Raw genomic sequence first — 23,194 nt, 5'->3', positions numbered from 1 at the left:
TGGTGGTGCAGGGAAAACTGCTTCGGCTCGGAGCGCACGCTGACTTTGGTTTATTGATCACAGCGCAATGCGATGAGCGCCAATGCCAGCGGCGCGAATGACGCCCACAGCACGACGTCCCAGCCAAAGCTGTTCAGCAGCCCGCCCGACAGGAACGACCCCACCGCCATCGTGCCGAACACCACGAAGTCGTTGAAGGATTGCACGCGCGCCTTTTCCTCGGGGCGGTGGCATTCCAGCACCATGGCCGAGGCGCCGACGAAGCCGAAGTTCCAGCCGATCCCCAGCAGGATCAGCGTCAGCCAGAAATGCGCGACATCGACCCCCAAAAGCCCGACGATGGCCGACGCGCCGGTCAGCATCAGGCCCACCATGACCACCCGCGCCGCGCCAAAGCGCGAAATCAGTGCGCCGGTGAAAAAGCTTGGCGCATACATCGCGATGACGTGCCATTGCAGGCCAAGGTTGGCAGATTCTTGCGATAGGCCGCAGAATTTCATCGCCAGTGGCGCGGCGGTCATCAGAAAGTTCATCAGCAGATAGGATACGACGCCACAAATGACCGCGGTGATGAACTGCCGCTGGCTGACGATCTGGCGCAGGGGGCGGCCCCTTGTCCTTGCCTGTACGGCGGGACGCGGAAGACGGACGCCTGCAAGGACAAGGGCCGATAGCGCCGCGACCAGAGCTTGCCCGACGAAGGTCGCCGAGAACAGATAGGGCTGCCACAAATGCATCGTATGCGTGACCATCTGCGGACCCAGCACGCCCGCAAAGACACCGCCCGCCATCACAAATGACAGGGCGCGCGGTCGCGCCTCGGCGCGGACGCAATCGGCGGCGGCGAAGCGAAAACTTAGGACGACCGACGCATAGGCGCCACCGAAGAACGTGGACAGGCAGAACAGCCAGAACGAACTTATGACTACCGCGATTGCCGCCAGCAGCCCCGCAAGCACACCGCAGCCCGCGCCGATCATGAACGCGGCCCGACGTCCGCTGCGTTGCGCGATGGCCCCGGCGGGCAGGGTGCAGGCTGCCATGCCGACCACGAACAACGAAATCGGCAGCGTTGCCAGCGCCGGACTGGGGGCCAGCATATCGCCGGTGACCGCCCCCGTCGCAAAGATCACTACCGAATTGGCCCCGGCAAGTGCCTGCGCGATGGTCAGTCTGGCGATATTGCTGCGGGCAAAGTCATAGTGCGCGGGGGCTGCGGCAGCCAAAGATTCATTGTCGGCAATGTCGGACATGTTGGTTCAGCAGTCGTGGATGTTTCGATGACCGCGCGGCATCAAGGCTGCACGGGGGGCAAAGACGGTTTTACATTGCGCTTGTCTGGCTGTCTCGACCAAGTGAAATGAATGTCGAAAAACGGCCAAGGCGCACGAACATGGCATGGCATCCCCAGTTAGCCTGGGGGATCGAGCAGGAGGATGCAGAGGTCAATGGGCCTGCGCCAATGGAAACGAGCGGCGCCGCCACGCCGCCCGCACTCTGGTCGATTTCGACAAGATATTTATTTTATTAATTTAAACCGGAATTCAGCTTTCCAATGGCAGATCTATGGTTGCCAAAAAGGACGCAAACCCGGCCGAATATAGCGGTCGGACGCTCACACCGTGTCAAGATACAGCTCGACCGTCTCGTCATCGGAAAGCTCGGCCATATAGCGGAGTTCCTGGCGTTTCGTCATGACGAAGTTCTCGATCAGGTGGGCTGGGAAGATGCGCTTGATCTGCGGGCACTCCGCGAAGGTGTCGATCGCTTCGCCCCAGGTTGCGGGAAGCTGATCCAGCCCTTGTTCATAGGCATTGCCCCGGATTGCGGTCGGGGGTTCGGCCCGATCCTCAAGCCCATTAAGCGCCGCCCCCAGGATCGCGGCGACCGTCAGGTACGGGTTCACGTCACCGCCGGCGACACGATGCTCGATCCGGCGCGCCTTTGGCCCCGAGGAGGGGATGCGGATCGCCGAGGTCCGGTTCTCGTATGCCCAGCCGATCCCGGTCGGTGCATGGGCATTCGGCACCAGCCGATCATAGCTGTTCTCGTGCGGGGCAAAAAGCAGCGTCGATCCGGGCATCGCCGCAAGGCAGCCGGCGACGGCGTGGCGCAACCGGTCGGAGCCTTCCTCGCTGCCATTGTCAAAGATGTTGTCGCCGTTCTGGTCCAGGACCGAGAAATGCATATGCATCCCCGAACCGTTCCATTCATCATAGGGCTTGGCCATGAAGGATCCCGCAAAGCCATAGCGGCGGGCCAGGCCCTTGACCAACTGCTTGAACAGCCAGGCATCGTCCGCGGCCTTCAGCGGATCGGCCTGGTGCATCAGGTTGATTTCGAACTGCCCCGGCGCGGCCTCAGAAATCGCGGTGTCGGCAGGAATGTCCATCGCCTCGCAGGCGTCGTAAAGCGCGGTAAAGAAGCGGTCGAAGGCGTCCAGCGCCCGCAAGCTGAGCGTTTCGGCCCCGGTGCGGCGCTTGCCCGACCGCGGGCTGGGGGGCACGCGCAGCTGTCCGCCAGAATCGTCGATCAGGAAGAATTCAAGCTCGGTCGCGACGACCGGGGTCAGGCCGGCGGCCGCGTAGCGTTCGACGACGCGGGCCAGCGCCTGCCGGGGATCGCCGTCATAGGGCCGCCCGTCGGGATGGAACATCCACAAAGGCAGCAATCCGGTCGGCGCTTCAAGCCAGGGCATCGGCATGAAGCCGCGCTCGGTCGGCAGCAGCAGTCCATCCGGATCGCCCGCCTTGAAGACCAGGGGGCTGTCTTCGATATCTTCGCCCCAGATGTCCATGTTCAGAACGGAGTAGGGGAATTTAGTGCCTTCTGTCAAAAGCTTGTCCGCGAATCTTGCGGGAATGCGCTTGCCTCGGGCCATGCCGTTAAGGTCGGCCGCGGCCACGCGGATGGTTTTGACTTCGGGATGCTCGCGCAGCCAGTCCATGTGTCACCTGATCAGATTGGGCCGATAGCGAAGCTTGCGCGCCTTGCCCGGCAAATGGCGGTTCAGCCGCCGGTTGATGACCCCGAAACCCGTAATCAGGCACAGGGTCAGAAGGATGAAGTAACCCGCGACGATCGGATAGGCGACGAAGGGGTTGAAGGTCTTGTCGGCGAAATAGCTGGCATAATACAGGCTGTCGCCCTGCTGCTGAAAGGCCGGAAAGCTGGAGAAGAATACCAGCGTCGTTGCATGGAACAGGAAGATCGCCTCATTCGTATAGGCGGGCCAGGCCAGACGCATCGCCGTGGGCCAGGCCACCCGGCGATACCGTGTCCAGCCTGCCATGCCATAGGCGTCGGCGGCTTCAAGCTCTCCCCTTGGCAGATTGCGCAGCGCGCCGTGAAATATTTCGGCGGAATAGGCGGCGGTGTTCAGGACTAGGACCAGCAGTGCCCCGGCCCAAGCGCGCGTCATCCAGCTTGTGTGGATGGTCAGTCCGAACAGGTCGATCCCGGCGCGCGGCAGTTGCACCAGCGCCTCGTAGGCGACAAAGAACTGGATGAACAGCGGGCTGCCCCGGAACAGGAAGATGAACCACTCTGCCGGTTTGCGAAGCAACGGGTTTGGGCTGCCCTTGGCCAGTGCCACCGCATTCGCGATGAAAAAGCCGATGAACAGCGCCAGCACGCCGAAATAGATGTTCCAGATCAACCCCGAACCGATCAGAACGAATTGCTCGCACAGGGTAAAGTCGGATCGCGGCAACAGCCGTTCACCGATTCCGATTGCGCGCAGTCCATAGTCGGACAGGGTCTGCAGGCATTGGCTCATGTGGCGGCCTTTCGCATGGCATCGCCCGCGACCGTGGATTGTCCTGCAGACAGCCGGGCCCTGATGCGGTCGAAAACCCGTTCGGACCCCCAGGTCATCAGCAGATAGAAGACCAGGATGCCAAGGAAGTAATAGATCCGCCAGTCGGGATGAGGAAAGGCATAGGCGGCGGTCTTGGCTCCGCCGAGTTCACGCGCCCAGTAAACGATGTCCTCGACCCCCAGGACGAACAGAAGCGGTGTCGCCTTGATCAGGATCATCCACAGATTCGCAAGGCCGGGCAGGGCATAGGTCCACATCTGCGGGATCAGGATGCGGCGGCTGACCTGACGCGGGCTCATCCCATAGGCCTCGGCGGTTTCAAGCTGAGCCTTCGGCACAGCGTTCATCGCCCCGTAAAGGACGTTCGCGGCGAAGGCGCCGAAGACGATGGAAAAGGCAATGACTGCCAGCACGATGCCATATGCCTGATGCACCCATTGATCGGCAGTGGACAGCGGCAGTTTGGCTGCGGGGCAAACGACGAAGTCGTTGCCCTGGCGGATCGGCACGCCGGGGTCGCAATAAAGCTTGGCCCGCAGGTATTCGAAGGCCTGGTCCAGCGCGATGGGCACGAACAGGAAAAAGATGATGTCCGGCACGCCCCGCACCATCGAGGTATAGATGCGTCCGAACCAGCGCAGCGGCGCGATGCCCGAACGCGACGCCAGCGCGCCGCCGAAACCGAACAGCAGCGCGATCGGTGCGGTGACGGCCAGCAGCAGGATGACCGTGCCGAAGGACAGGTAGAAAAGCATGTGCTTGCCCGAGGTCAGGTAGCACATCAGCCATGCCAGCCCTTCGAGCGTCTTGGGATCGGCGCAGGTGGCGAACATTTGGCACTCCAGCTTGACCTGACCTGCGCGGCGAATGTCGCGCAGGCCGGTCCGCAGTCATATCAGCTTAGAACTGCAATGCCTTTTCACCGAACCATTTCTTCAGCAGCGGGTTCAGCGTACCGTCACTTTTCATCGACTGGATCGCGGCGTTGAACTTGGCCTTCAGCTCGGTATCCGACTTGCGGACGCCCATGCCGATGCCCTCGCCCAGTTTCACCGTATCATGGCCTTCCACCCAGACCAGCTCGCCATTCGATTGCTCGACCGCGGGGCTGAGATAGTCCTTGTCGGCAAAGACCGCATCGGCCTCGCCATTGCGGACGGCGGCGATGGTTTCCTCGGGCGTGGCGAATTCCAGCAGCGTGGCCCCGGTTTCGGCAACGTGGCTGGCCTGGATGGTGTTCGTCTGCGCCGCGACGATGCCGCCCTCGATATCGGCGTCGGCCGATTGGGCGGCATAGGCCGAAGGCATTGCGGGCGTATAGGGATCGGTGAAGTCGATCGCCTTCTTGCGCTCTTCGTTGATGTTCATGCCCGCCATGATCGCGTCATAGTTCGAGCTGACGAGGTTCGGGATGATCGAATCCCAGTCGTTCTTAACCCAGGTGCAGTCCAGTTGTGCGCGCTTGCACAACTCGTTGCCCAGTTCGATCTCGAACCCGTCCAGCTTCCCCTGGTCGTTGACGAAGTTGTAGGGAGGATAGGCCCCCTCGGTCGCCATGCGGACGGTCTGCGCCATGCCCATTCCAGCGGTCAGAGCCAGAAGGGCGGTGGCAAACATCAGTTTTTTCATTATTTTAACTCTCCTGTTGGTCTTTCAGCTGTGGCGCGTCGCGCTGAGAAAACGGCGCAGACGCTCGGAACGCGGGGCGCCGAAGATTTCGGCGGGCGTGCCCTCTTCCTCGATCTTGCCTTGATGAAGGAAGATGACGTGGTCGCCGACATCGGCCGCCAGCCGCATGTCATGAGTGACAAGCAACATGGTGCGATGTTCGGCGGCCAGATCCTTGATGACGCGGACGACCTCTTGCTGAAGCTCGGGGTCAAGCGCGCTGGTCGGTTCGTCCAGAAGCAGCGCCTTGGGCTCCATGCAAAGCGCACGGGCAATCGCAGCGCGCTGCTGCTGGCCACCCGAAAGCTGCGAGGGCCACGCTCCGGCCTTGTCGCCGATGCCGACCTTGTCCAGAAGTTCGCGGGCGCGCACCTCGACCTGGGCGGGATCACGCTTCAGGACGTGGACCGGGGCCTCCATGACATTTTGCAGGACGGTCATGTGTGACCACAGGTTGAACTGCTGGAACACCATCGACAGGTTGGTACGAAGCCGCGTCACCTGGGCGCGGTCGGCCGGAACGCGCGAGGGGCCTTCGCCACGCCAGCGGACATGTTCACCCTCGAACAGGATGTCGCCGGCCTGGCTCTCCTCAAGCATGTTGCAGCAGCGCAGCAGGGTCGATTTGCCCGAGCCGGACGATCCGATCAGGCTGACGACATGGCCCCGGCTGGCGGTCAGGTCGACCCCGCGAAGCACCTCAAGCTGGCCATAGGATTTGTGTAGGTTCCGGATCTGAATGACCGGAACATCCGCTTCGGATGAAGGTGACATGGATAACGGCACGGCAGGCTCAACAGTCTTCATCAGGCAATCAGGCTTCATTTGTTTCCAGATTGCAACGAAATCCTGAAGCGCCGTTCGTGACGCAGCGTAGCGCGCTAGTCGCCCGAGATTCCCAGCCCTTCGATGACGCGCCGACGCACCAGCGCCGAGTCGCGGTCATTGACGCCCAGCAGACCCGCAACCAGCCGAATCATGCTTTCTTCCTCCGCGCCACGGGTGCCGTCGGCATAGGCGATTTCCCAAAGCGCGGCGATGACGTTCTGGCGGTCCGCGATGTCCACGCGATCCTTGATGATACGGGTAAAGCGGACGGTGTCGGGGGCCTCGGCCTCGATCATCTCCGCGGCGGCGCGCCCCTCGGCCGCCTCGTTGTGGCCAAGTCCGCGTCGCCGCGCGAGTACATTCTCGATTCGGACACGTTCCGCGTCCGTATAGCGGTCATCGGCCCGTGCGATGCGGACCAGAAGGGCCGCTACGGCGACCTCGGCATCCTGTGATGACAGGGCGCCGGGATCGGGCGTGTCCGAGAAAAGGCGGCTGAGCAGATTGCGAAACATGAGGCGAGTGTAAGGCAGGATCGGAAAGACCTAAAGACCATAAAACACGCGCCTTTTCCGGTCCCGGTCGGATCAGTAACGCTGGGGGACGTAAAGATCCGGCGGCAGCACGTCGCGTTCGTAATCGGGGTTGAAGACCCGGTCCGGCAAACTGACCTCCTCGTGCGGGACGTCGTCATAGGGGATCTTGCTCAACAGGTGGTTGATGCAATTCAGCCGGGCGCGCTTCTTGTCGTTTCCGGGGACGATATACCAGGGCGCCTCGGGGATGTTGGTGCGCTCAAGCATGTCCTCTTTCGCCTTGGTGTAGTCTTCCCAGCGGACGCGGGACTGCAAGTCCATGGGCGACAGTTTCCACTGCTTCAGCGGGTCGTGGATCCGCATCAGGAAGCGCATCTGCTGTTCCTCGTCCGTGATCGAGAACCAGTACTTGATGACCCGAATGCCCGAGCGGACCAGCATCCGTTCGAATTCCGGGACATCGTTGAAGAACTCCTCGACCTGACTTTCGGTGGCAAAGCCCATGACGCGCTCGACACCGGCGCGGTTGTACCAGCTGCGATCGAACAGCACGATTTCGCCCCCCGCGGGCAGGTGCGGCACGTAGCGCTGGAAATACCACTGCGTCTTCTCGCGATCCGAAGGCGCGGGCAATGCCACGACACGGCAGACACGTGGGTTCAGGCGCTGGGTGATGCGCTTGATGGCGCCTCCCTTGCCGGCGCTGTCGCGGCCCTCGAAAATGACGACGACCTTTTCCTTGTGATAGGTGACCCAATCCTGAAGCTTGATCAGCTCGGCCTGCATACGCAGAAGCTCGTGGAAATAGACCGTGCGATCGATCTGGTCGGGATGCGTCTCGCGATAGATGCGCGAGATTTCACGGGACAGGACGGCGTCCTCCAGCTCGATTTCGATATCTTCATCAAGCGTGTCCTGAAGTTCGGCGTCCAGCCATTCCTTTTGGACGTGGTCCTGCATGGTCTTCTCCTGAATTCATCTCGCGGGGTCTAGCGTCCGGATATGACGGTTTCGTATCAATCCGGTCAGAGGTGTTCAGAACAGTCCCCCGCAACTGCGGATGATGCCGAAGGCGAAGTCTCCGCCCTGTGCATCGGCCACGGTTCCGCACCAGCGCCCGTCGCTGGAGAACAGGCTCTTGCTGCCCCTGGGTCGATAGGCGACGCGCTTTCCGCCAAGATCGAACAGGTTCAGTGTCCCGCTGCCGTTCGGCGCATAATACCCGACAACGGACCCGTCCGAGGTGAAGATCACACGTTTCTCGTTGGCGGGATTGTCGGGAGAGTTCCCATAGCTCGTCGAGGAATTGGCCGCGCTTGCCGCGGTGTTTCCTGCGGCATGGGGCGAATTCGATTGCAACGAGGGTGCATTGCGCGGTGCGCCCGGCCCAAGGTCAAAGGGCAGGGAGGACTGTTCTATGAAGAATAGCGGCGCATCGGCTAAAGCCGGGGCGGCGGCAAGCGCAAGGATCAGGGCAAGACGCATCTCGGGACCATTCATGTATGGCCCGAGATGATGGCGCAGAACGCCGTGTCACACCAGCCGTTCGTTCTCCATCGCGGCGCGGACGAAACCGGCGAACAGCGGCGCGGGTTCGAAGGGCTTCGACTTCAGTTCGGGATGCGACTGGACGCCGATGAACCACGGGTGATCCCCGTATTCCACGGCTTCGGGCAGGCGGCCGTCGGGCGACATTCCCGAGAAGCTGAGACCGGCTTCCTCAAGCTGCTTGCGGTACTTGGCATCGACCTCATAGCGGTGGCGGTGGCGATCCTCGATCTCCAGCGCGCCGTCATAGGCCTCCGAGATCTTGGAGCCCGGTTCCAGCACGGCGGTATAGGCGCCAAGGCGCATGGTGCCGCCCTTGTCGTCGCTCAGCTTGCGCTGGACGGTGTAGTTGCCCTGCACCCATTCCTTGAGGTGATAGACGACCGGGGTAAAGCGGGTTTCGCCCGCCTCGTGGTCGAACTCCTCGGACCCGGCATCGGGCATGTCGGCAAGGTTGCGGGCGGCCTCGATCACGGCCATCTGCATCCCAAGGCAGATCCCCAGATAGGGAACCTTTTTCTCGCGGGCGTATTTCGCGGCGGCGACCATACCTTCGGTCCCGCGCTCGCCAAAGCCGCCCGGCACGATGATGCCGTTATAGCCGTCCAGCAGATGTGCGCCTTCGCCCTCCAGCTTCTCGCTGTCGACCCAGTCGGTCTTGACCCGGACGCGATTGGCCATACCGCCATGCGTCAGTGCCTCGGAGATCGACTTATAGGCGTCCTCAAGCTGGACATACTTGCCGACGATGGCGACCTTGACCACGCCTTCGGCATTGGTCAGGCGGTCCATCACATCTTCCCAGCGGGTCAGGTCGGGGCGCGGCGCCGGGCTGATCTGGAACGCGTCCAGAACGGCCTGGTCAAGACCCGCGCGGTGATAGGCCAGCGGCGCCTCATAGATCGACTTCAGGTCATAGGCGGGAATGACGGCGTCGGGGCGGACGTTACAGAACAGCGCGATCTTGGCGCGTTCCTTTTCCGGAATCGGCTGTTCGCTGCGGCAGACCAGCACGTCCGGCTGAAGCCCGATCGAGCGGAGTTCCTTGACCGAGTGCTGGGTCGGCTTGGTCTTCAGCTCGCCCGAGGCCGCCAGATAGGGCAGCAGGGTCAGGTGCATGAAGACGCATTGGCCGCGCGGACGTTCCTGGGCGAACTGGCGGATCGCCTCGAAAAAGGGCAGGCCCTCGATATCGCCGACCGTGCCGCCGATCTCGCACAGCATGAAGTCGACCTCATCCTCGCCGACCGACAGAAAGTCTTTGATCTCGTTGGTGACGTGGGGAATGACCTGGATGGTCTTGCCCAGATAGGCGCCCCGACGCTCTTTCTCCAGCACGTTGGAATAGATGCGCCCCGAACTGACCGAGTCGGTCTTGCGTGCAGACACCCCCGTGAAGCGTTCGTAATGGCCCAGGTCGAGGTCGGTTTCGGCCCCGTCATCGGTCACAAACACCTCGCCATGTTCAAACGGCGACATCGTGCCCGGATCGACGTTCAGATAGGGGTCCAGTTTGCGCAGGCGGACCGTGAAGCCCCGCGCCTGAAGAAGCGCGCCCAACGCCGCCGATGCCAGCCCTTTGCCAAGCGAAGAAACCACACCACCGGTGATGAAGATGTAACGCGCCATCGAGGCCCCCGTGAGTTCGAAAATAGAAAAAGCGGCCCGAATCTGGCCGGCATCACGGGACTCAATATATAATCGAAAAGTCCCGACGCCGCAACGGACCGCAAGCTGTCGTAGCGGGGTGCGCGAGGCACCCCAATTTATGGTATCAGTTCGTTTGCGCCGGAGCGCTTTGCGCAGGTGCCTCGGTGGCGGGCGCAGTGGTCGGTGCCGGGGTAGGAGCCGCAGGCGGCGTCACCGGCTCGGTCGTCGTGGCCGGCGCGGTTGCGGGCGCGGCCGTGCCGGTTTCGGCAGGCGCGGTCGTGGTTGCGGCACCCGGAACCGGCGGCAGCACGGGCTGACCCGCGGCCGGCGGGGGCGGGGTATAGTCGCCGATGCCCGGCAGGTTGGTTGCGGGCGCGTTGTTGCTGGTGTCATTGCCGCCCAGATCAAGCTGGTCGACGATCGAACCGCTCGATGCGTTGCGCGCAGCGACCACGGTCAGCGTCAGCGAGGTGACGAGGAAAGCCCCGGCCAGGATCCAGGTCGCACGCGAAAGTGCGTTCGCAGCCTGACGGCCGGTCATGACGCCGCCGCCACCACCGCTGCCCATGCCAAGGCCGCCCCCTTCGGACCGTTGCAACAGCACGACCCCGATCAATAAGACGGCAAGGATCAGATGCACGGTAAGGACGACGTTTTCCACCACGGGGCCTTTCTTTCAGCGACGGGCCTATCTAGTCACCAAGGGAAAGATTGGCAAGCGGGGGCTTTGATGCCGGCGTTGATGATCCAGGGAACTGGTTCGAATGTGGGAAAATCGCTTCTGGTCGCGGGGCTTTGCCGGGCGGCACGGGCCCGGGGCATGGATGTCGCCCCCTTCAAGCCGCAGAACATGTCGAACAACGCCGCCGTTACGCCTGACGGGGGCGAGATCGGGCGCGCCCAGGCCCTGCAGGCGCTGGCTGCGGGGCTGCCTCCTGCGGTTCACATGAACCCCGTCCTGCTGAAACCGGAAACCGATCGCGCGGCGCAGGTGGTGGTGCAGGGCCGCGCCATGGCCCGCGCCGAGGCCGCCGATTACGTCGCGTTGAAGCAGCACCTGATGGGCGCGGTCCTGGAGAGTTTCCGCGAAATTTCCGCGCGTCACCATCTGGTCCTGGTCGAGGGGGCGGGCAGCCCGGCCGAGGTGAACCTGCGTGCCCGCGACATCGCCAACATGGGATTCGCGCGCGCAGCGAATGTTCCGGTCGTGCTCGTGGGCGATATCGACCGGGGTGGAGTTATCGCACAGATCGTCGGCACGCAGGCTGTGCTTGACCCCGAAGATTCGGCGATGATCCGCGGTTTTGTGGTCAATCGTTTCCGCGGCGACCCCTCGCTTTTCGATGCGGGTCGCGACTTCATCTCCTGCCGCACCGGCTGGCCGGACCTGGGGATGGTGCCCTGGTTCCCCGAGGCGGCGCTGCTTCCGGCCGAAGACGCGGTCGACCTGCGCCGGGCCTCGGCAGGCGGCGCGCTGCACATCGCCTGCCCGATGCTGTCGCGGATCGCGAATTTCGACGATCTCGACCCGCTGGCGGCCGAGCCGGGCGTGCGGGTCAGCATGGTTCCGCCGGGTCAGGCCCTGCCGGGGGATGCGGATGTGGTGATCCTGCCCGGCACCAAGTCGACGCGGGGCGATCTGGCGTTTCTGCGCGCGCAGGGCTGGGATATAGACCTCTCCGCGCATCTGCGCCGCGGGGGTCACGTTCTGGGCATCTGTGGCGGCTTCCAGATGTTGGGGCGCATCATTCACGATCCTGATGGCCATGATGGCGCGCCCGGCACGGATTCGGGGCTGGGCTTCCTTGACGTTGAAACCCGCATGTCTCCCGACAAACGCGTCGTCGCGGTCCACGGCAATGCTTTGGGGCAGCCGGTCGATGGGTATGAGATCCATATGGGCCGGACCACCGGTCCGGACTGCGTGCGTCCCTTTGCCCATCTGCCAGCGCCCGATGGGGCGGCCAGCCCAGACGGACGGGTCACGGGGACATATCTGCACGGGCTGTTTGCCGGCGACGCGTTTCGCACCGCGTGGCTGTCACGGTTCGGCGCGGCCTCGACCCTGCGCTATGGGGCAGGGGTCGAAGGCGTGCTGGATCGGCTGGCCCAGCATCTTGAGACGCATCTGGACCTGGATCGGCTTTTCGCGCTGGCAGGCTAGACCAGTTCGGCCAGGATGCGCTGCGCCTCGGTCCGGCAGGGCGACAGGGGCGCCCGATCCTCTCCGGGAAAGAAGCGCGCGCGGGTCGCGGTCGGCATGGGGCCGGGCCGGGCCACCACGACACGGGGACCGATCGCCTGGTTTTCCGCCTGCCAGCTGCGGGCAAGCGCGATCTGTGCGGCCTTGGTCGCGCCATAGCTGCCAAAGAACTTCTGCCCGGCGCGTTCATCCTCGAAGAACAGGGCCGTGCCCTTGCGCGCGCGCAAAAGCGGCTCGAACAGGGTGATCAGGCCACGGGTCGCCACGACGTTCATGTCGACCGACTTCTGGAAATCCTTGGCATCGACATGTCCTGCCGGAGACAGCGGCGCGGCATGGATGGCGGTATGCGCCCAAAGATCCAGCCCGCCCCAGCGGCTTGCAATCGCCTCGGCCATCTTCACCATCGGTTCGGGCTGGTTGATGTCCATCGGGGCCAGCGTCGCCGTTCCACCCGCCTTGCGGATGCGGTCGTCCAGCTCTTCCAGCGCCCCGGTCGTGCGGGCGACGGCAAGGATGTGCCAGCCGTCCGCGGCAAGCAATTCTGCAAGGGCGGCGCCCAGGCCACGGGAGGCGCCGGTGACCAGCGCGATCTTGGATGCATCACTCATGCCAGCGGTGTGGCATTGCCCGTGCCGCCGATCAAGTCCCCCAATCGTCCGAACGCGAAACGGCCCCGGACGCATCCGGGGCCGTTCCAGTTTCGGGACCGCAAGCTTAGCGATTAGCGCTTGGCGATGTCCTGATAGTCGCGGCGTTCCGAGCCGACATAAAGCTGGCGCGGACGGCCGATCTTGTTTTGCGGATCGGCGATCATCTCTTTCCACTGCGAAATCCAGCCCACGGTCCGCGACAGCGCGAAGATCGGGGTGAACATCGAGGTCGGGAAGCCCATCGCCTCAAGAATGATGCCCGAATAGAAGTCGACGTTCGGGTAAAGCTTCTTCGAAACGAAGTACTCGTCCTCAAGCGCGATCTTTTCGAGTTCCTTGGCAACCTGAAGGGTCGGGTTGTTGTGGATGCCCAGAAGTTCCAGAACCTCGTCCGCCGATTCCTTCATGACCTTCGCCCGCGGGTCGAAGTTCTTGTAGACGCGGTGGCCGAAGCCCATCAGGCGGAACGGATCGTCCTTGTCCTTGGCCTTGGCGATATATTCCGGGATGCGATCCACGGTGCCGATCTCGCGCAGCATTTCCAGGCAGGCCTGGTTCGCGCCGCCATGGGCCGGACCCCAGAGGCAGGCGATGCCGGCGGCGATGCAGGCGAACGGGTTGGCGCCCGAGGAACCGGCCAGACGCACGGTCGAGGTCGAGGCGTTCTGTTCGTGATCCGCATGCAGCGTGAAGATGCGGTCCATCGCACGGGCCAGCGCGGGGTCGACCTTGTAGGGCTCGGCCGGGACGGCAAAGCACATGTGCAGGAAGTTCGCCGCGTAATCCAGGTCGTTGCGCGGATAGACGAAGGGCTGGCCGATCGAATACTTGTAGGCCATTGCCGCGATCGTCGGCAGTTTCGCGATCAGGCGGATCGAGGCGATCTCGCGCTGCTCGGGGTCGGCGACGTCGGTCGAGTCGTGATAGAAGGCCGACATTGCCCCGACCACGCCAACCAGGGTCGCCATCGGATGCGCGTCCCGGCGGAAGCCGCGGAAGAAGTTGTGCATCTGCTCATGCACCATCGTGTGGCGCGTGACGCGGAGTTCGAAGTCCTTCATCTGCTCGGCACTGGGCAGTTCCCCGTAAAGCAGAAGGTAGCAGACTTCGAGATAGTTCGATTTGTCGGCAAGCTGCTCGATCGGGTAGCCGCGATACCACAGCTCACCCTTGTCGCCATCGATAAAGGTGATCGTCGAATCGCAGGACGCGGTCGAGGTGAAGCCGGGGTCATAGGTGAAGACATCCGCCTGACCATAGAGCTTTCGGATGTCCAGGACATCCGGTCCAGCGGTGGGGCTGAGAATCGGAAGTTCGATCTCTTTCCCTTCGACCAGCAGCTTCGCAGATTTGCTTTCTGCCATTCTTATCTCCTTTCACCTGTCTCCGGCGCATGCCGGATAATGGGCACGGGCAATCAGCCCGCGTGATCCTGCATCCTGGCCAGGGTTTCGTCCTGGCCGAGGGCTAACATCATATCGAATACGCTCGGGGTCGAACTGCGGCCTGCCAGGACGGCGCGCAGCGGCGCCGCAATCTTGCCAAGGCCGAGCCCACGCGACTCGCCAATCTGTTTGGTGGCCGCCTCGAGGTCGTCGCGGTCCCAGCTAACACCCCGCAATGCGGTCGTCAATTCGGCTAGTATACCACGGGATACCGAATCGAGCGCAGCCCCGGCCTTTTCGTCGATTTCGACGGGACGCTGGATCATGGCAAAGCGCGCCTGGTCCAGCAAAGCAGGCAAAGTCTTTGCCTTTGCCTTCAGAACGGGCAGAATCGGAAGCAGGCGCGATTTCTGCAACTCGGTCAGCGCCGGGGCACCGGTTTCCGCCAGATAGGCGGCAAGTTCGCCCATCAGCTCATCATCGGCCATGCGCGAGATGTGATAGCCGCTGACATGTTCAAGCTTCTTGTCGTCCAGCCGGGCAGGGGCCTTGCCAATGCCGGGCAGATCGAACCATTCCTTGGCCTGCGCGTCGTCGAACAGCTCGTCGTCCCCGTGGCTCCAGCCCAGCCGCGCAAGATAGTTGCGCATCGCCGCGGCGGGATAGCCCATGGCTGCGAATTCGTGCAAGCCCACCGCCCCGTGGCGCTTGGACAGTTTCTTGCCGTCCTGGCCGTGGATCAGCGGGATATGGGCAAAGACGGGGATGTCCCAGCCCATGCCCTGATAGACCTGCTGCTGGCGCGCGGCATTGGTCAGGTGATCGTCGCCGCGAATGATATGCGTGACGCCCATGTCGTGATCGTCGACGACCACCGCGTGCATATAGGTCGGCGTCCCGTCCGAGCGCAGCAGGATCATGTCGTCAAGCTGGTCGTTACCGAAGGTCACGTCGCCCTGCACCGCGTCGCGCACCACCGTCTGGCCTTCGCGCGGCGCGCGCAGGCGGATGACATAGGGCGCATCGGGATGGGTCGCGGGATCGGCATCGCGCCAGGGCGACAGGAACAGGGTCGAACGCCCCTCGGCCCGGGCAGCTTCGCGGAAGGCCTCGATTTCCTCGGGGGTCGAGAAGCATTTATAGGCGCTGCCATTCGCCAGCATCTCGCGCGCGACCTCGGCATGGCGCTCGCGACCCTCGAACTGGCTGACCGGCTCGCCATCCCAATCAAGTCCCAGCCAGGTCAGGCCCTTCAGGATCGCCTCGGTTGCTTCGGGGGTCGAGCGGGCGCGGTCCGTATCCTCGATCCGCAGCAGGAACTTGCCGCCACGCCCGCGGGCATAAAGCCAGTTGAAAAGCGCCGTCCGTGCGCCCCCGATATGCAGATAGCCGGTCGGCGACGGAGCGAAGCGCGTCACCACGGGGCGGGAATCAGTCATTGTGCTGCCAATCGTTCAAGAAACCGATGATCAGGCCTGCGTCGTTAATCCTTTTGTAAGGGCGCGCATGCCAAAGCTTGGCGACAGCAATACGCAAGGCATCGGACAAGGACAAGTTTTCGTGGCGGTGGGCGTGATCGACCAAGGGGGCACGACGGCCCGAGCCGGCTTCCTGAAGTCCCTTGGGCAGCAGAAATCCAGGGCCTCGGTGGCCGAGCGCGCGGGACTGATCTCATGGGTGCCGTTCTGGCTTTCCCTTGGCATCGGCGGATGGTTCAGCCTGAGGCACGAACCCGGTCTGGGCTTCTATCTTGGCTGCGGGGCTTTGGGACTTGGGGGGCTGGCGATCTGGCGTTGGCCGCCGAATGCCACGGGCGCCGTCAGCTGGTTCGACCAGCTACGCTTTGCCGGGCTTGCGCTTTTCTTCATCGCGCTTGGCGCTTTGCTCAGCGGGTTGCGCACGGAACTTGTCGCTGCCCCGGTGTTGGAGTTTCGCTATTATGGCGGGGTCGAGGGGCGCGTCGTCGGGATCGACCGCTCCTCTCGCGACAGGTTGCGGCTGACGCTGGACCAGCTGGCAATGGACGACATCGCGCCCGAGCGGGTGCCGAGGCGCGTCCGCATCTCGTTGATCGGGACCGGGCAGGCGATTCCGGTACCGGGACAAAGGGTAATGCTGACCGCAAATCTTGGTCCGCCCGGCAGCCCGTCCGAACCGGGAGGCTTCGATTTCCGCCGCATGGCATGGTTCGACGGGCTTGGCGCCATCGGATATTCGCGCAGCCCGGTCCTGACGGTGGAACCGCCGCAGCCGGGCGGCGCGCTGGCCCTGCATCGACTGCGGATGCGCCTGTCGGCGGCGATTCAGACCAGCATCGGCGGGCAGGCCGGGGCAGTCTCATCGGCGCTCATGACGGGAGACCGTTCGGGCATCGCGGAAGAGACGAACGAGATCATGCGGGCCGCCAATCTTTACCACATCGTCTCGATCTCGGGCCTGCACATGAGCATGCTGGCCGGTTTCGTCTATGCTTCGCTGCGCATCATCGGGGCAATCTTGCAGCGCGCCCGCAGCCGTTCGGGCGCACATGTCCATAAATGGGCGGCGGTAGGAGCGTTGGGGGCCGCCGCAGCCTATCTTTGGCTGTCGGGGGGCGACGTCGCGACCGAGCGATCCTTCGTCATGGTCGCGGTCATGCTGCTGGCAATTGTCGCGGATCGGCGTGCAATCTCACTGCGGACGGTCTCGGTCGCGGCCATCGCCATCCTGCTGACGACCCCGGACGCACTGTTGGCACCCGGATTCCAGATGAGCTTCGTCGCTACCGTGGCGCTGATCCTTGCCCACGAACCCTGGCTGCGCGTTGCGCCGCTTTTGCCGTGGTGGTTGCGACCGGTCCTTGCCCTGCTGATTTCTTCGCTGGTCGCGGGAATGGCGACGGCGCCGATTGCGGCCGCGCATTTCGGGCGTCTGTCCCAGTATGGCACCCTTGCGAACCTGCTGGTCGTGCCTGTCGCGGGGGTATTGGTGATGCCTGCAGGTGTCATCGCCGCGCTGGTGGCCCCGCTGGGGCTGCAGGACATCCCGCTTTGGGTCATGGGGATCGGTACGAAATGGATGTTGCTGGTGGCGCGCTGGATTGCGGATCTCGACGGAACGACAATGCTTGTCCCGGCGCCGCCGCGCGTTGTTCTGCCCCTGATCGCCATTGGTGCCAGCCTTGCGCTGCTGGCCCCTGTTGGCGCCCGTCACGGTTTGCTTGGAAACAGCAGGCCGCGCAGATGGGTGGGTGGGATGATGCTGGTCGCGGCATTCGGGATCTGGCTGACCGCCCAGCGCCCGCTGGTCCTGATCTCGGCCGAAGGCGATGCTGTCGGGATCATGACGCCGTCGGTCCGCGCGACGTCGAAGCCCAAGGGAGGCACCTTTGCGGTGTCGGGATGGCTTGAGGCAGATGGCGACGACCGCGATCAGGCCACGGCCGCAGCGACCGGCCCCTGGCAGGGCGAGAAAGGGGCGCGCCACGCGCAACTTTCCCTGTCAGGCGGCGTGGTCGAGTTGGTTCACCTGACCGGCAAGCGGTCGGCGGGGCTTGCAGCCGGCCTTTGCCATGACGGCGCGATGATCGTGTCGAATGTCCGGCTGGATCTGCCGCGCAAGCCGCGGCGGGATTGCCTCGTGCTTGATCCGGACTCGCTGCGGCGTTCCGGTGCGATAGCCGTGATCGAACGCGGGGGAAGGTTGCATCTTGTCTCGGTCCACGATACCGTGGGCGACCGCGTCTGGACACGCCCGGGGACGAGGCGCTAGGCCATGCTTGGGATGCTCGATCGCTCGCTGGAGGCGTTTCTGCGTGACTGCCACGGTGACGAGGCCTGGCGCGATATCCTTGCCGCCGCGAATATCCGCCCCGAGGAGTTCCTGTCCTCGGCATTCACTGGCCGGTCCCGCATCCGCCGCATCGTGCTGATCGCCGCCCGCAGGCTCGGCAAGGCGCCCGAGGATATTCTCGAGGATCTTGGCGCCTGGCTGGTGCAGATCGAACCGATCCGTCGCCTTCTACGCTTCAGCGGCACGAGCTATGGCGATTTTGTGCTGTCCCTGGGCGAGCTTCCCGCGCGGGCGGGCATGATCCTGGCCGACATGCCGGAATTCGGACTTGCCGTGGTCCAGAAGGGACAGGGCGGCTTCGCCATCCTGTCGCGTCGCCTGCCGCCGGGCTGGCTGAACGTGCTGGCGGGTGCGCTGCGGGGAATGGCCGATGATTATGGCACGCTTGCGCTGATCTCGGTCAATGGCGAGGCCATCCTGCTCAGCATCGCGCTTGAAGGGCATGCCGCCAGCCGGCCCTTTGCACTGTCCATCGGAGAAGCCCAGTGAGCGTCCCTGCTGGCGTGCTGGATCTGGATGCGCTGTTGCCCATGCACCTGCTTCTGCTGGACGGGGACAGGATCGGGCGCGCCGGTCCGACGCTGCGCAAGCTTATAGGCAGCACCACCCGCCTGCAGGACTGCCTGGAGGTCGAGCGTCCACCCACCGCAATTGCCGATCCCGCTGGCCTGTGTTCGGCCATCGCATCGGGTGAGCCTGTCCAGATGCGCCTGCGTCATCATGCAGGCATCACCCTGCGGGGCCGAGGCGGGCGACTGGCCGGCGGCTATCTGCTGGATCTGGGGCTCGGCATGTCCCTGGTCCAGGCGGTTCGTGCCTTCGACCTGAACGGGGCGGACTTCACCCCCTCGGATCTGGCGCTTGAATTGCTGTTCCTCCATGAGGCAAACCGGGCAGTGATGGCCGAACTGGCACGCACCAACCGTCGGCTGGAGGAGGCTCGCGCTGCCGAGGCCAAGCTTGCCGTCACCGATGCGCTGACCGGGCTTCTCAATCGGCGCGGCTTTCAGACCGAGCTGGAACAGGCGATGCGCAGCCTGCGCGTCCAGCCCTTTGCGCTGGCCCAGTTGGACCTTGACGACTTCAAGCAGGTCAACGACCGCTTTGGCCATGCGGCGGGCGACGTGGTGCTGCAAAGCGTGGCGCGCGCCCTGGAATCCGAAACGCGGGCGACCGACCGCCTTGGCCGCATGGGCGGCGATGAGTTCATGATGATCCTGGCCGGACCCGTATCTGCCGCCGAGATTGGCGCGATCGGTCGCAGGATCATCGCGCGCATCCGTGAACCCGTCGCGTTCAAGGGGCTTGCGCTTGAAGTTTCGGCCAGCATCGGGTTCAGCCGCTCGCAAGATCATGATCGCTGGGATCTGGCCGCAATGATGGCCGAAGCGGATTCGGCCCTTTATCAGGACAAGGCCCGCCGCCGTGGCCAACAACCGCAGCGGCGAAGGCAAACGGATTAGTTGCGGGGCGGACATGCTTGTGCCTTGACGACGGCCGCCCTGGCGTCCTAGGTCACATCTCGGTTCGGGCGTGTAGCTCAACGGTTAGAGCAGGGCGCTCATAACGCCTTGGTTGGGGGTTCAAATCCCTCCGCGCCTACCACCCCATCCATCTTTTTTACTGACAGAATCGTCTTACACCGGTCGTTCTCGCCGCACGTAAGGGACTATTCGCGCTTCTGAAACGATGATTTCGGGCCCGTGATCATGGTAGCAACAAGGCAGTCGGGGCACGAGTTGCATGGCGCTCGTCCTTGACGCTCTCAAAAAAGGTTGGACGGACCTGCCCAAAACGACCGATAGTTTCTCTCAAGTTCAGCCGGAGAGGAGTCGCGACATGGCACGATGCTACCGCTACACGGCCAGACGGAAGGTGGATGGTGCAGTCATCACCACGGACACCATCAGGGACATTGACGAGCAAGGTATGGGACGCACTGCGCATTCCGTGCGATCTGCGCTTGCAGGAACCCATCCGATGGCGAAAGACCTGTCGCCTGACGAAATCGACATCCACATGTCCGTGATCCTGCTCGGACGCTGAAGCAGTCCGACAGCGACGATTGCGTCTGCCATCGGCAGGCGCACGGAGGGGCGTGGCAGCTTCTGTAGCGGGGGTGCGATTGCGCCGCGAACCTTTCGCGATGCGAGTGCGTTCGGCTGACAGACAAGGAGAAATGCGATGAAGAACATCTTGCTGGCAACCGCCATCATTTTTGCTTCCGGTGCGGCGGCATTTGCCCAGTACAGCGGTCCCTCGGACCTGAAGCAGGGCCAGGATGGAACATATGCCGCGACCACGGTGAAGGAGATCCTTGACGATCCCAAGGACGACGTGGGCGTACAACTTGAAGGGAAGCTGATCCGCCAGATCGAGAAGGAAGCCTATACCTTCAGTGACGGCACCGGAGAGATCCGGGTGGAAATTGACCAGGACGATTTTCCGATAGGTGACATCGACGAGAATACCGTCCTCCGCATCCAGGGTGAGGTCGATACCCATCTTCGGAAGGAAGCCGACATTGATGTCGATCACGTCACCATTACGAAATGATCAGGCAGGAAGAGGCGAACTCCTTTCACTAGCGGTTCATGATCGGTCCCCGAGGCGGTTGGGACGCCCCGGATCACCGCTAGCGATAGAAGCTCAGGGACGGCAACATGAAACGGACCGAGATGCCGGAGCTGTTGTAAGCATCTGCATTCGACCTCGACTTTTCGGCCATGACCTCGATCTTGAGCCGGTCGTTGACGGGGCGGGCGAACCCTATGCCGACACCGTGTTCAACCACGATTTCCCCCAGAAAGTGGCCGCCTTCGCGCTTGTCGGCATAGGCCGTGAACTCGGTCGGTCGGCCGAGAAGTATTTTCGTGACGGATGCACCGACATATCTTGTCCGGCTCTCTACCTCCGGAAGACGGCTTCCCACCTCGACATTCAGATCTGTACTGCCAAAACCGGGCCAAGCCGAAACAAGGTGCAGGCCGACCGAGTCGCGGTGCCCTTCGGGCAGGAAACTGCGCCAGGCAGTTACGCCCAGCAAATGTGCGGTCCCACCCGCAGTTCCCCCAAGGAAAACGTCCTGCCCGAGGAGCAGGTCGGTTTGGTTGATCGTCTGGCTTGCGCCACCGCTGTAATGCGATTGTTGAAGGCAAAGCGTCGTCCACCGTCCTGCTTCGATGGTCCGAACAGCGCAAAGCGAAGCGCGCGCGGCCTTCGCAGGTTCGTCCCACGCGTCCGCATTGGTGAGCGACAAGCCGATTTCAGGCTGCAGCGTCAGGCCTGGCGCGACGGCCCACCGTTGGTTGGCCCCCGCTTCGAACCCATAGACGATGCCGTCACGGGCGACCATTTCGGAGGGCAGAAGGAATTCCATCTCCGAGATTACCAGTCTGTCTCGCGACAGGCCGTTATTGACGTTCGGATCCCAGTACAGAACGGGGCTAAGCCACAGTGCCGTCATCAGCGGCTCTGCGTGATCCTGATAGCCAAGCCCAAAGCCAAAGCCAATCTGTCGGTAAAGGTCTGCGCCCCCGTCTGGCCGATCGCGCCCGAGAGTTGCAAACAGCAAACGGTCCGAACCGGAAAGCAGTGCTTCGTCGGATGCAGCAAGCCCGACCCCCACCGAAAAGGCAAGAATCAGGCCGGCGGTTACGGCCCGGGTGGCAAGCCCACCGAGCAGCCGGAAAATACTGGTCATTCTAGGAATTCGTAGGCTGGTCCGGAATATGCGCTCAGCGCTTCGCCACAAATGCGCCGTTGATGCGGCTTTCGGTGGACATGACCTGGTAGCCCGCCCCGACTTCCGCCGCATTGGGGCCATAGAAGGCGCCATTCGTGACGCTGTGCCAAGGCCGACCCATTGGCTGGCCCGGTCCGGAATCCATCCTTGTGCTAGACTGGTCCGACGAAATTCGGTTGCCGCTGATCGAGAAATCGCTGCTCAGGCTGCGAAACGGCGCCGGGCTGGTCCCATCGGTCGCCCGAACGTCGCTGATGCGGTAGTTCCCCTTGCCGCTTGCAATATCCGCCTGGACCCGAACCTTTCCATCGAAATCAGTAAGGGTGGGGCCTTCCACTCCGAACTTCATTGCTTGGCCGCTTGTGGTGCCAGCGTAGGTCATCTTGCCGGATTTGGGCATGCTCTGGGTTTCAAATCCGATGACGCCCCGGTGCCAGTTCTGGTTGCCGCGTGCTTCGACCATGTCGACCTGGCGCACGAACTTGGTGCCTGCCGGATTGGTCATGCGCAGGCGGTTGCCCTTCGCATCCGTCCGCCACTGGCCTTCTGCCACAGTCCCCGAATAGCCCTGGAATCCAGTGGAGATATTGCCGGATTTCGGATCATAGCTGGCGTTGCTGGACGAGGTTGAAACCGACCCCTGCGACGTGGCGGCAACCGCCGCAAATGTCAGGTTTGCGGGTTTCGTTCCTTCGAACCCGGCGGATGTGCCCCCGCCAGACGACGAACCGCCGCCACCGCCGCCGCACGCGGCCAAGGCAAAGCAGGAAAATAGAACGGCGCAGCGCCTGTCGATCATAAGTTTCGTCCCTGAAAAATAGCGATGCGACATCTGCAAAAGAATCCCGGCATGCACAACGGATAGCAGCCCGGCGAAGGATGAAATCTGCTGAAAAAATTCGCACCGCAGAGAATGCTCCAACGCATTTTCCTGCGCGGCTCTGGCCGACTTGCGGACCCTTCCGGGGCGAGACTTGGGTATCCGAGCCTTCAAGCACGCGCGGATGTGACGGTATGCTTGGGGGATTTTTTGCGCTTCCTGTGCGTTCGCTCGGCAGTGCGATGAACGCCTGGAATAGCAAAGCGAATCCAATGTGTTTCGCGGCATTCCTACAGTAACGCGGCAAGTGCGGAAAAAATGCGGAAACATGCTCGGAGGGGCCGCAATACCGGCATCTGTCCAGCGATCTCGCGCCGGTTAATCCTGTCAGATCATCATCTTAGGAAAGTTGGCTGGGGCGGTAGGATTCGAACCTACGGTACACGGTACCAAAAACCGTTGCCTTACCACTTGGCCACGCCCCAACTCTGTGGAGGGGTATCTATC

At 63.0% G+C, this 23,194-nt stretch carries 22 protein-coding genes and 2 tRNA genes; 7 read left to right on the top strand and 17 right to left on the bottom strand.

The genetic code is table 11. The features are described from left to right. Positions 1 to 50: 50 nt before the first annotated feature. The 11 genes from ACO2Q4_RS20630 to secG all read right to left on the bottom strand — a co-directional run bounded on the left by ACO2Q4_RS20630 (position 51) and on the right by secG (position 10,711). Complete coding sequence (locus tag ACO2Q4_RS20630) at positions 51 to 1,253, bottom strand: MFS transporter (RefSeq protein ID WP_423321616.1); 1,203 nt, start codon at positions 1,251 to 1,253, stop codon at positions 51 to 53. Positions 1,254 to 1,615: 362 nt separating this feature from the next. Further along, positions 1,616 to 2,947 carry a glutamine synthetase family protein gene (locus ACO2Q4_RS20625; protein WP_311760417.1) on the bottom strand — a complete coding sequence of 444 codons (1,332 nt, stop codon included), beginning with the start codon at positions 2,945 to 2,947 and terminating at the stop codon, positions 1,616 to 1,618. 3 nt (positions 2,948 to 2,950) lie between these two features. Beyond that, positions 2,951 to 3,778 (bottom strand): ABC transporter permease, encoded by an 828-nt coding sequence (locus tag ACO2Q4_RS20620; RefSeq protein WP_311760418.1) that lies wholly within the window; start codon positions 3,776 to 3,778, stop codon positions 2,951 to 2,953. After that, a complete protein-coding gene (locus tag ACO2Q4_RS20615; RefSeq protein WP_311760419.1) occupies positions 3,775 to 4,653 on the bottom strand; it encodes an ABC transporter permease in 879 nt (292 codons plus the stop codon). Before ACO2Q4_RS20615 ends, ACO2Q4_RS20620 begins: the two co-directional genes overlap by 4 nt. A 67-nt stretch (positions 4,654 to 4,720) precedes the next feature. Then, on the bottom strand, positions 4,721 to 5,449 hold the full coding sequence (locus tag ACO2Q4_RS20610) for a transporter substrate-binding domain-containing protein (protein WP_311760420.1): 729 nt from the start codon (positions 5,447 to 5,449) through the stop codon (positions 4,721 to 4,723). A 24-nt stretch (positions 5,450 to 5,473) separates the two neighbouring features. Then, the gene (locus tag ACO2Q4_RS20605; RefSeq protein ID WP_423321612.1) at positions 5,474 to 6,262 is read right to left on the bottom strand and encodes an ABC transporter ATP-binding protein; all 789 of its coding nucleotides are present in this window, start codon (positions 6,260 to 6,262) and stop codon (positions 5,474 to 5,476) included. Positions 6,263 to 6,369: 107 nt separating this feature from the next. Continuing rightward, entirely contained in the window at positions 6,370 to 6,831 is a 462-nt protein-coding gene (locus tag ACO2Q4_RS20600) for a TerB family tellurite resistance protein (protein WP_311760422.1), read from the bottom strand. 72 nt (positions 6,832 to 6,903) lie between these two features. Further along, on the bottom strand, positions 6,904 to 7,812 hold the full coding sequence (ppk2, locus tag ACO2Q4_RS20595) for a polyphosphate kinase 2 (protein ID WP_311760423.1): 909 nt from the start codon (positions 7,810 to 7,812) through the stop codon (positions 6,904 to 6,906). Between the two features lie 75 nt (positions 7,813 to 7,887). Beyond that, positions 7,888 to 8,337 (bottom strand): hypothetical protein, encoded by a 450-nt coding sequence (locus ACO2Q4_RS20590; protein WP_395133424.1) that lies wholly within the window; start codon positions 8,335 to 8,337, stop codon positions 7,888 to 7,890. Positions 8,338 to 8,385: 48 nt separating this feature from the next. After that, complete coding sequence (locus ACO2Q4_RS20585) at positions 8,386 to 10,029, bottom strand: CTP synthase (RefSeq protein WP_311760425.1); 1,644 nt, start codon at positions 10,027 to 10,029, stop codon at positions 8,386 to 8,388. A gap of 145 nt (positions 10,030 to 10,174) precedes the next feature. Then, positions 10,175 to 10,711, bottom strand: a complete 537-nt coding sequence (secG, locus tag ACO2Q4_RS20580) for a preprotein translocase subunit SecG (RefSeq protein WP_423321609.1) — start codon at positions 10,709 to 10,711, stop codon at positions 10,175 to 10,177. Positions 10,712 to 10,780: 69 nt separating this feature from the next. Between secG and ACO2Q4_RS20575 the strand changes: the two genes are divergently transcribed. Further along, a complete protein-coding gene (locus ACO2Q4_RS20575; protein ID WP_311760427.1) occupies positions 10,781 to 12,214 on the top strand; it encodes a cobyric acid synthase in 1,434 nt (477 codons plus the stop codon). Here ACO2Q4_RS20575 and ACO2Q4_RS20570 read toward each other — a convergent pair. The 3 genes from ACO2Q4_RS20570 to gltX all read right to left on the bottom strand — a co-directional run bounded on the left by ACO2Q4_RS20570 (position 12,211) and on the right by gltX (position 15,730). After that, on the bottom strand, positions 12,211 to 12,864 hold the full coding sequence (locus tag ACO2Q4_RS20570; RefSeq protein WP_423321607.1) for an SDR family NAD(P)-dependent oxidoreductase: 654 nt from the start codon (positions 12,862 to 12,864) through the stop codon (positions 12,211 to 12,213). The genes ACO2Q4_RS20575 and ACO2Q4_RS20570 overlap by 4 nt on opposite strands. Positions 12,865 to 12,977: 113 nt before the next feature. Further along, positions 12,978 to 14,270 carry a citrate synthase gene (gene gltA, locus ACO2Q4_RS20565; protein ID WP_311760429.1) on the bottom strand — a complete coding sequence of 431 codons (1,293 nt, stop codon included), beginning with the start codon at positions 14,268 to 14,270 and terminating at the stop codon, positions 12,978 to 12,980. 53 nt (positions 14,271 to 14,323) lie between these two features. Continuing rightward, on the bottom strand, positions 14,324 to 15,730 hold the full coding sequence (gltX, locus tag ACO2Q4_RS20560; protein WP_423321604.1) for a glutamate--tRNA ligase: 1,407 nt from the start codon (positions 15,728 to 15,730) through the stop codon (positions 14,324 to 14,326). Positions 15,731 to 15,797: 67 nt separating this feature from the next. On the opposite strand from gltX, the gene ACO2Q4_RS20555 reads away from it, so the two are divergent. The 6 genes from ACO2Q4_RS20555 (at position 15,798) to ACO2Q4_RS20530 (ending at position 20,678) form a co-directional block, all read left to right on the top strand. Next, a complete protein-coding gene (locus ACO2Q4_RS20555) occupies positions 15,798 to 18,041 on the top strand; it encodes a ComEC/Rec2 family competence protein (RefSeq protein ID WP_423321602.1) in 2,244 nt (747 codons plus the stop codon). Between the two features lie 3 nt (positions 18,042 to 18,044). Next, positions 18,045 to 18,611 (top strand): heme NO-binding domain-containing protein, encoded by a 567-nt coding sequence (locus ACO2Q4_RS20550; RefSeq protein WP_423321601.1) that lies wholly within the window; start codon positions 18,045 to 18,047, stop codon positions 18,609 to 18,611. Continuing rightward, complete coding sequence (locus ACO2Q4_RS20545; RefSeq protein ID WP_423321600.1) at positions 18,608 to 19,585, top strand: diguanylate cyclase domain-containing protein; 978 nt, start codon at positions 18,608 to 18,610, stop codon at positions 19,583 to 19,585. The genes ACO2Q4_RS20550 and ACO2Q4_RS20545 overlap by 4 nt, the downstream gene beginning before the upstream one ends. A gap of 66 nt (positions 19,586 to 19,651) precedes the next feature. Next, positions 19,652 to 19,727: transfer RNA gene (locus ACO2Q4_RS20540), tRNA-Ile, on the top strand. 138 nt (positions 19,728 to 19,865) lie between these two features. After that, positions 19,866 to 20,168 (top strand): hypothetical protein, encoded by a 303-nt coding sequence (locus ACO2Q4_RS20535; protein WP_423321598.1) that lies wholly within the window; start codon positions 19,866 to 19,868, stop codon positions 20,166 to 20,168. Positions 20,169 to 20,306: 138 nt separating this feature from the next. Then, a complete protein-coding gene (locus tag ACO2Q4_RS20530) occupies positions 20,307 to 20,678 on the top strand; it encodes a YgiW/YdeI family stress tolerance OB fold protein (RefSeq protein WP_423321596.1) in 372 nt (123 codons plus the stop codon). A gap of 79 nt (positions 20,679 to 20,757) precedes the next feature. On the opposite strand, the gene ACO2Q4_RS20525 is transcribed toward ACO2Q4_RS20530, so the two are convergent. From ACO2Q4_RS20525 to ACO2Q4_RS20515, 3 genes are all read right to left on the bottom strand, one after another. Further along, the gene (locus ACO2Q4_RS20525; protein WP_423321594.1) at positions 20,758 to 21,825 is read right to left on the bottom strand and encodes a lipocalin; all 1,068 of its coding nucleotides are present in this window, start codon (positions 21,823 to 21,825) and stop codon (positions 20,758 to 20,760) included. Between the two features lie 34 nt (positions 21,826 to 21,859). Continuing rightward, positions 21,860 to 22,789: a transferrin-binding protein-like solute binding protein gene (locus ACO2Q4_RS20520; protein ID WP_423321592.1), complete on the bottom strand. Its 930-nt coding sequence runs from the start codon at positions 22,787 to 22,789 to the stop codon at positions 21,860 to 21,862. Positions 22,790 to 23,097: 308 nt separating this feature from the next. Continuing rightward, a tRNA-Gln gene (locus ACO2Q4_RS20515) sits at positions 23,098 to 23,172 on the bottom strand. Positions 23,173 to 23,194 lie beyond the last annotated feature (22 nt).

The organism is Paracoccus sp. KR1-242, assembly GCF_049446195.1.
GTDB lineage: Bacteria > Pseudomonadota > Alphaproteobacteria > Rhodobacterales > Rhodobacteraceae > Paracoccus > Paracoccus broussonetiae.
Note: the sequence above shows the minus strand (reverse complement) of the source record. Positions and strands in the feature narration are given on the sequence as shown.

Coding starts and splice junctions, on each gene's coding strand:
- ACO2Q4_RS20620 (WP_311760418.1), bottom strand. CDS start 3,778: ATGAGCCAATGCCTGCAGACCCTGTCCGACTATGGACTGCGCGCAATC.
- ACO2Q4_RS20605 (WP_423321612.1), bottom strand. CDS start 6,262: ATGTCACCTTCATCCGAAGCGGATGTTCCGGTCATTCAGATCCGGAAC.
- ACO2Q4_RS20610 (WP_311760420.1), bottom strand. CDS start 5,449: ATGAAAAAACTGATGTTTGCCACCGCCCTTCTGGCTCTGACCGCTGGA.
- ACO2Q4_RS20575 (WP_311760427.1), top strand. CDS start 10,781: ATGCCGGCGTTGATGATCCAGGGAACTGGTTCGAATGTGGGAAAATCG.
- gltX (WP_423321604.1), bottom strand. CDS start 15,730: ATGACTGATTCCCGCCCCGTGGTGACGCGCTTCGCTCCGTCGCCGACC.
- ACO2Q4_RS20550 (WP_423321601.1), top strand. CDS start 18,045: ATGCTTGGGATGCTCGATCGCTCGCTGGAGGCGTTTCTGCGTGACTGC.
- ACO2Q4_RS20625 (WP_311760417.1), bottom strand. CDS start 2,947: ATGGACTGGCTGCGCGAGCATCCCGAAGTCAAAACCATCCGCGTGGCC.
- ACO2Q4_RS20570 (WP_423321607.1), bottom strand. CDS start 12,864: ATGAGTGATGCATCCAAGATCGCGCTGGTCACCGGCGCCTCCCGTGGC.
- ACO2Q4_RS20615 (WP_311760419.1), bottom strand. CDS start 4,653: ATGTTCGCCACCTGCGCCGATCCCAAGACGCTCGAAGGGCTGGCATGG.
- gltA (WP_311760429.1), bottom strand. CDS start 14,270: ATGGCAGAAAGCAAATCTGCGAAGCTGCTGGTCGAAGGGAAAGAGATC.
- ACO2Q4_RS20600 (WP_311760422.1), bottom strand. CDS start 6,831: ATGTTTCGCAATCTGCTCAGCCGCCTTTTCTCGGACACGCCCGATCCC.
- ACO2Q4_RS20525 (WP_423321594.1), bottom strand. CDS start 21,825: ATGACCAGTATTTTCCGGCTGCTCGGTGGGCTTGCCACCCGGGCCGTA.
- ACO2Q4_RS20530 (WP_423321596.1), top strand. CDS start 20,307: ATGAAGAACATCTTGCTGGCAACCGCCATCATTTTTGCTTCCGGTGCG.
- ACO2Q4_RS20630 (WP_423321616.1), bottom strand. CDS start 1,253: ATGTCCGACATTGCCGACAATGAATCTTTGGCTGCCGCAGCCCCCGCG.
- ACO2Q4_RS20535 (WP_423321598.1), top strand. CDS start 19,866: ATGGCGCTCGTCCTTGACGCTCTCAAAAAAGGTTGGACGGACCTGCCC.
- ACO2Q4_RS20555 (WP_423321602.1), top strand. CDS start 15,798: ATGCCAAAGCTTGGCGACAGCAATACGCAAGGCATCGGACAAGGACAA.
- ACO2Q4_RS20590 (WP_395133424.1), bottom strand. CDS start 8,337: ATGCGTCTTGCCCTGATCCTTGCGCTTGCCGCCGCCCCGGCTTTAGCC.
- ppk2 (WP_311760423.1), bottom strand. CDS start 7,812: ATGCAGGACCACGTCCAAAAGGAATGGCTGGACGCCGAACTTCAGGAC.
- ACO2Q4_RS20585 (WP_311760425.1), bottom strand. CDS start 10,029: ATGGCGCGTTACATCTTCATCACCGGTGGTGTGGTTTCTTCGCTTGGC.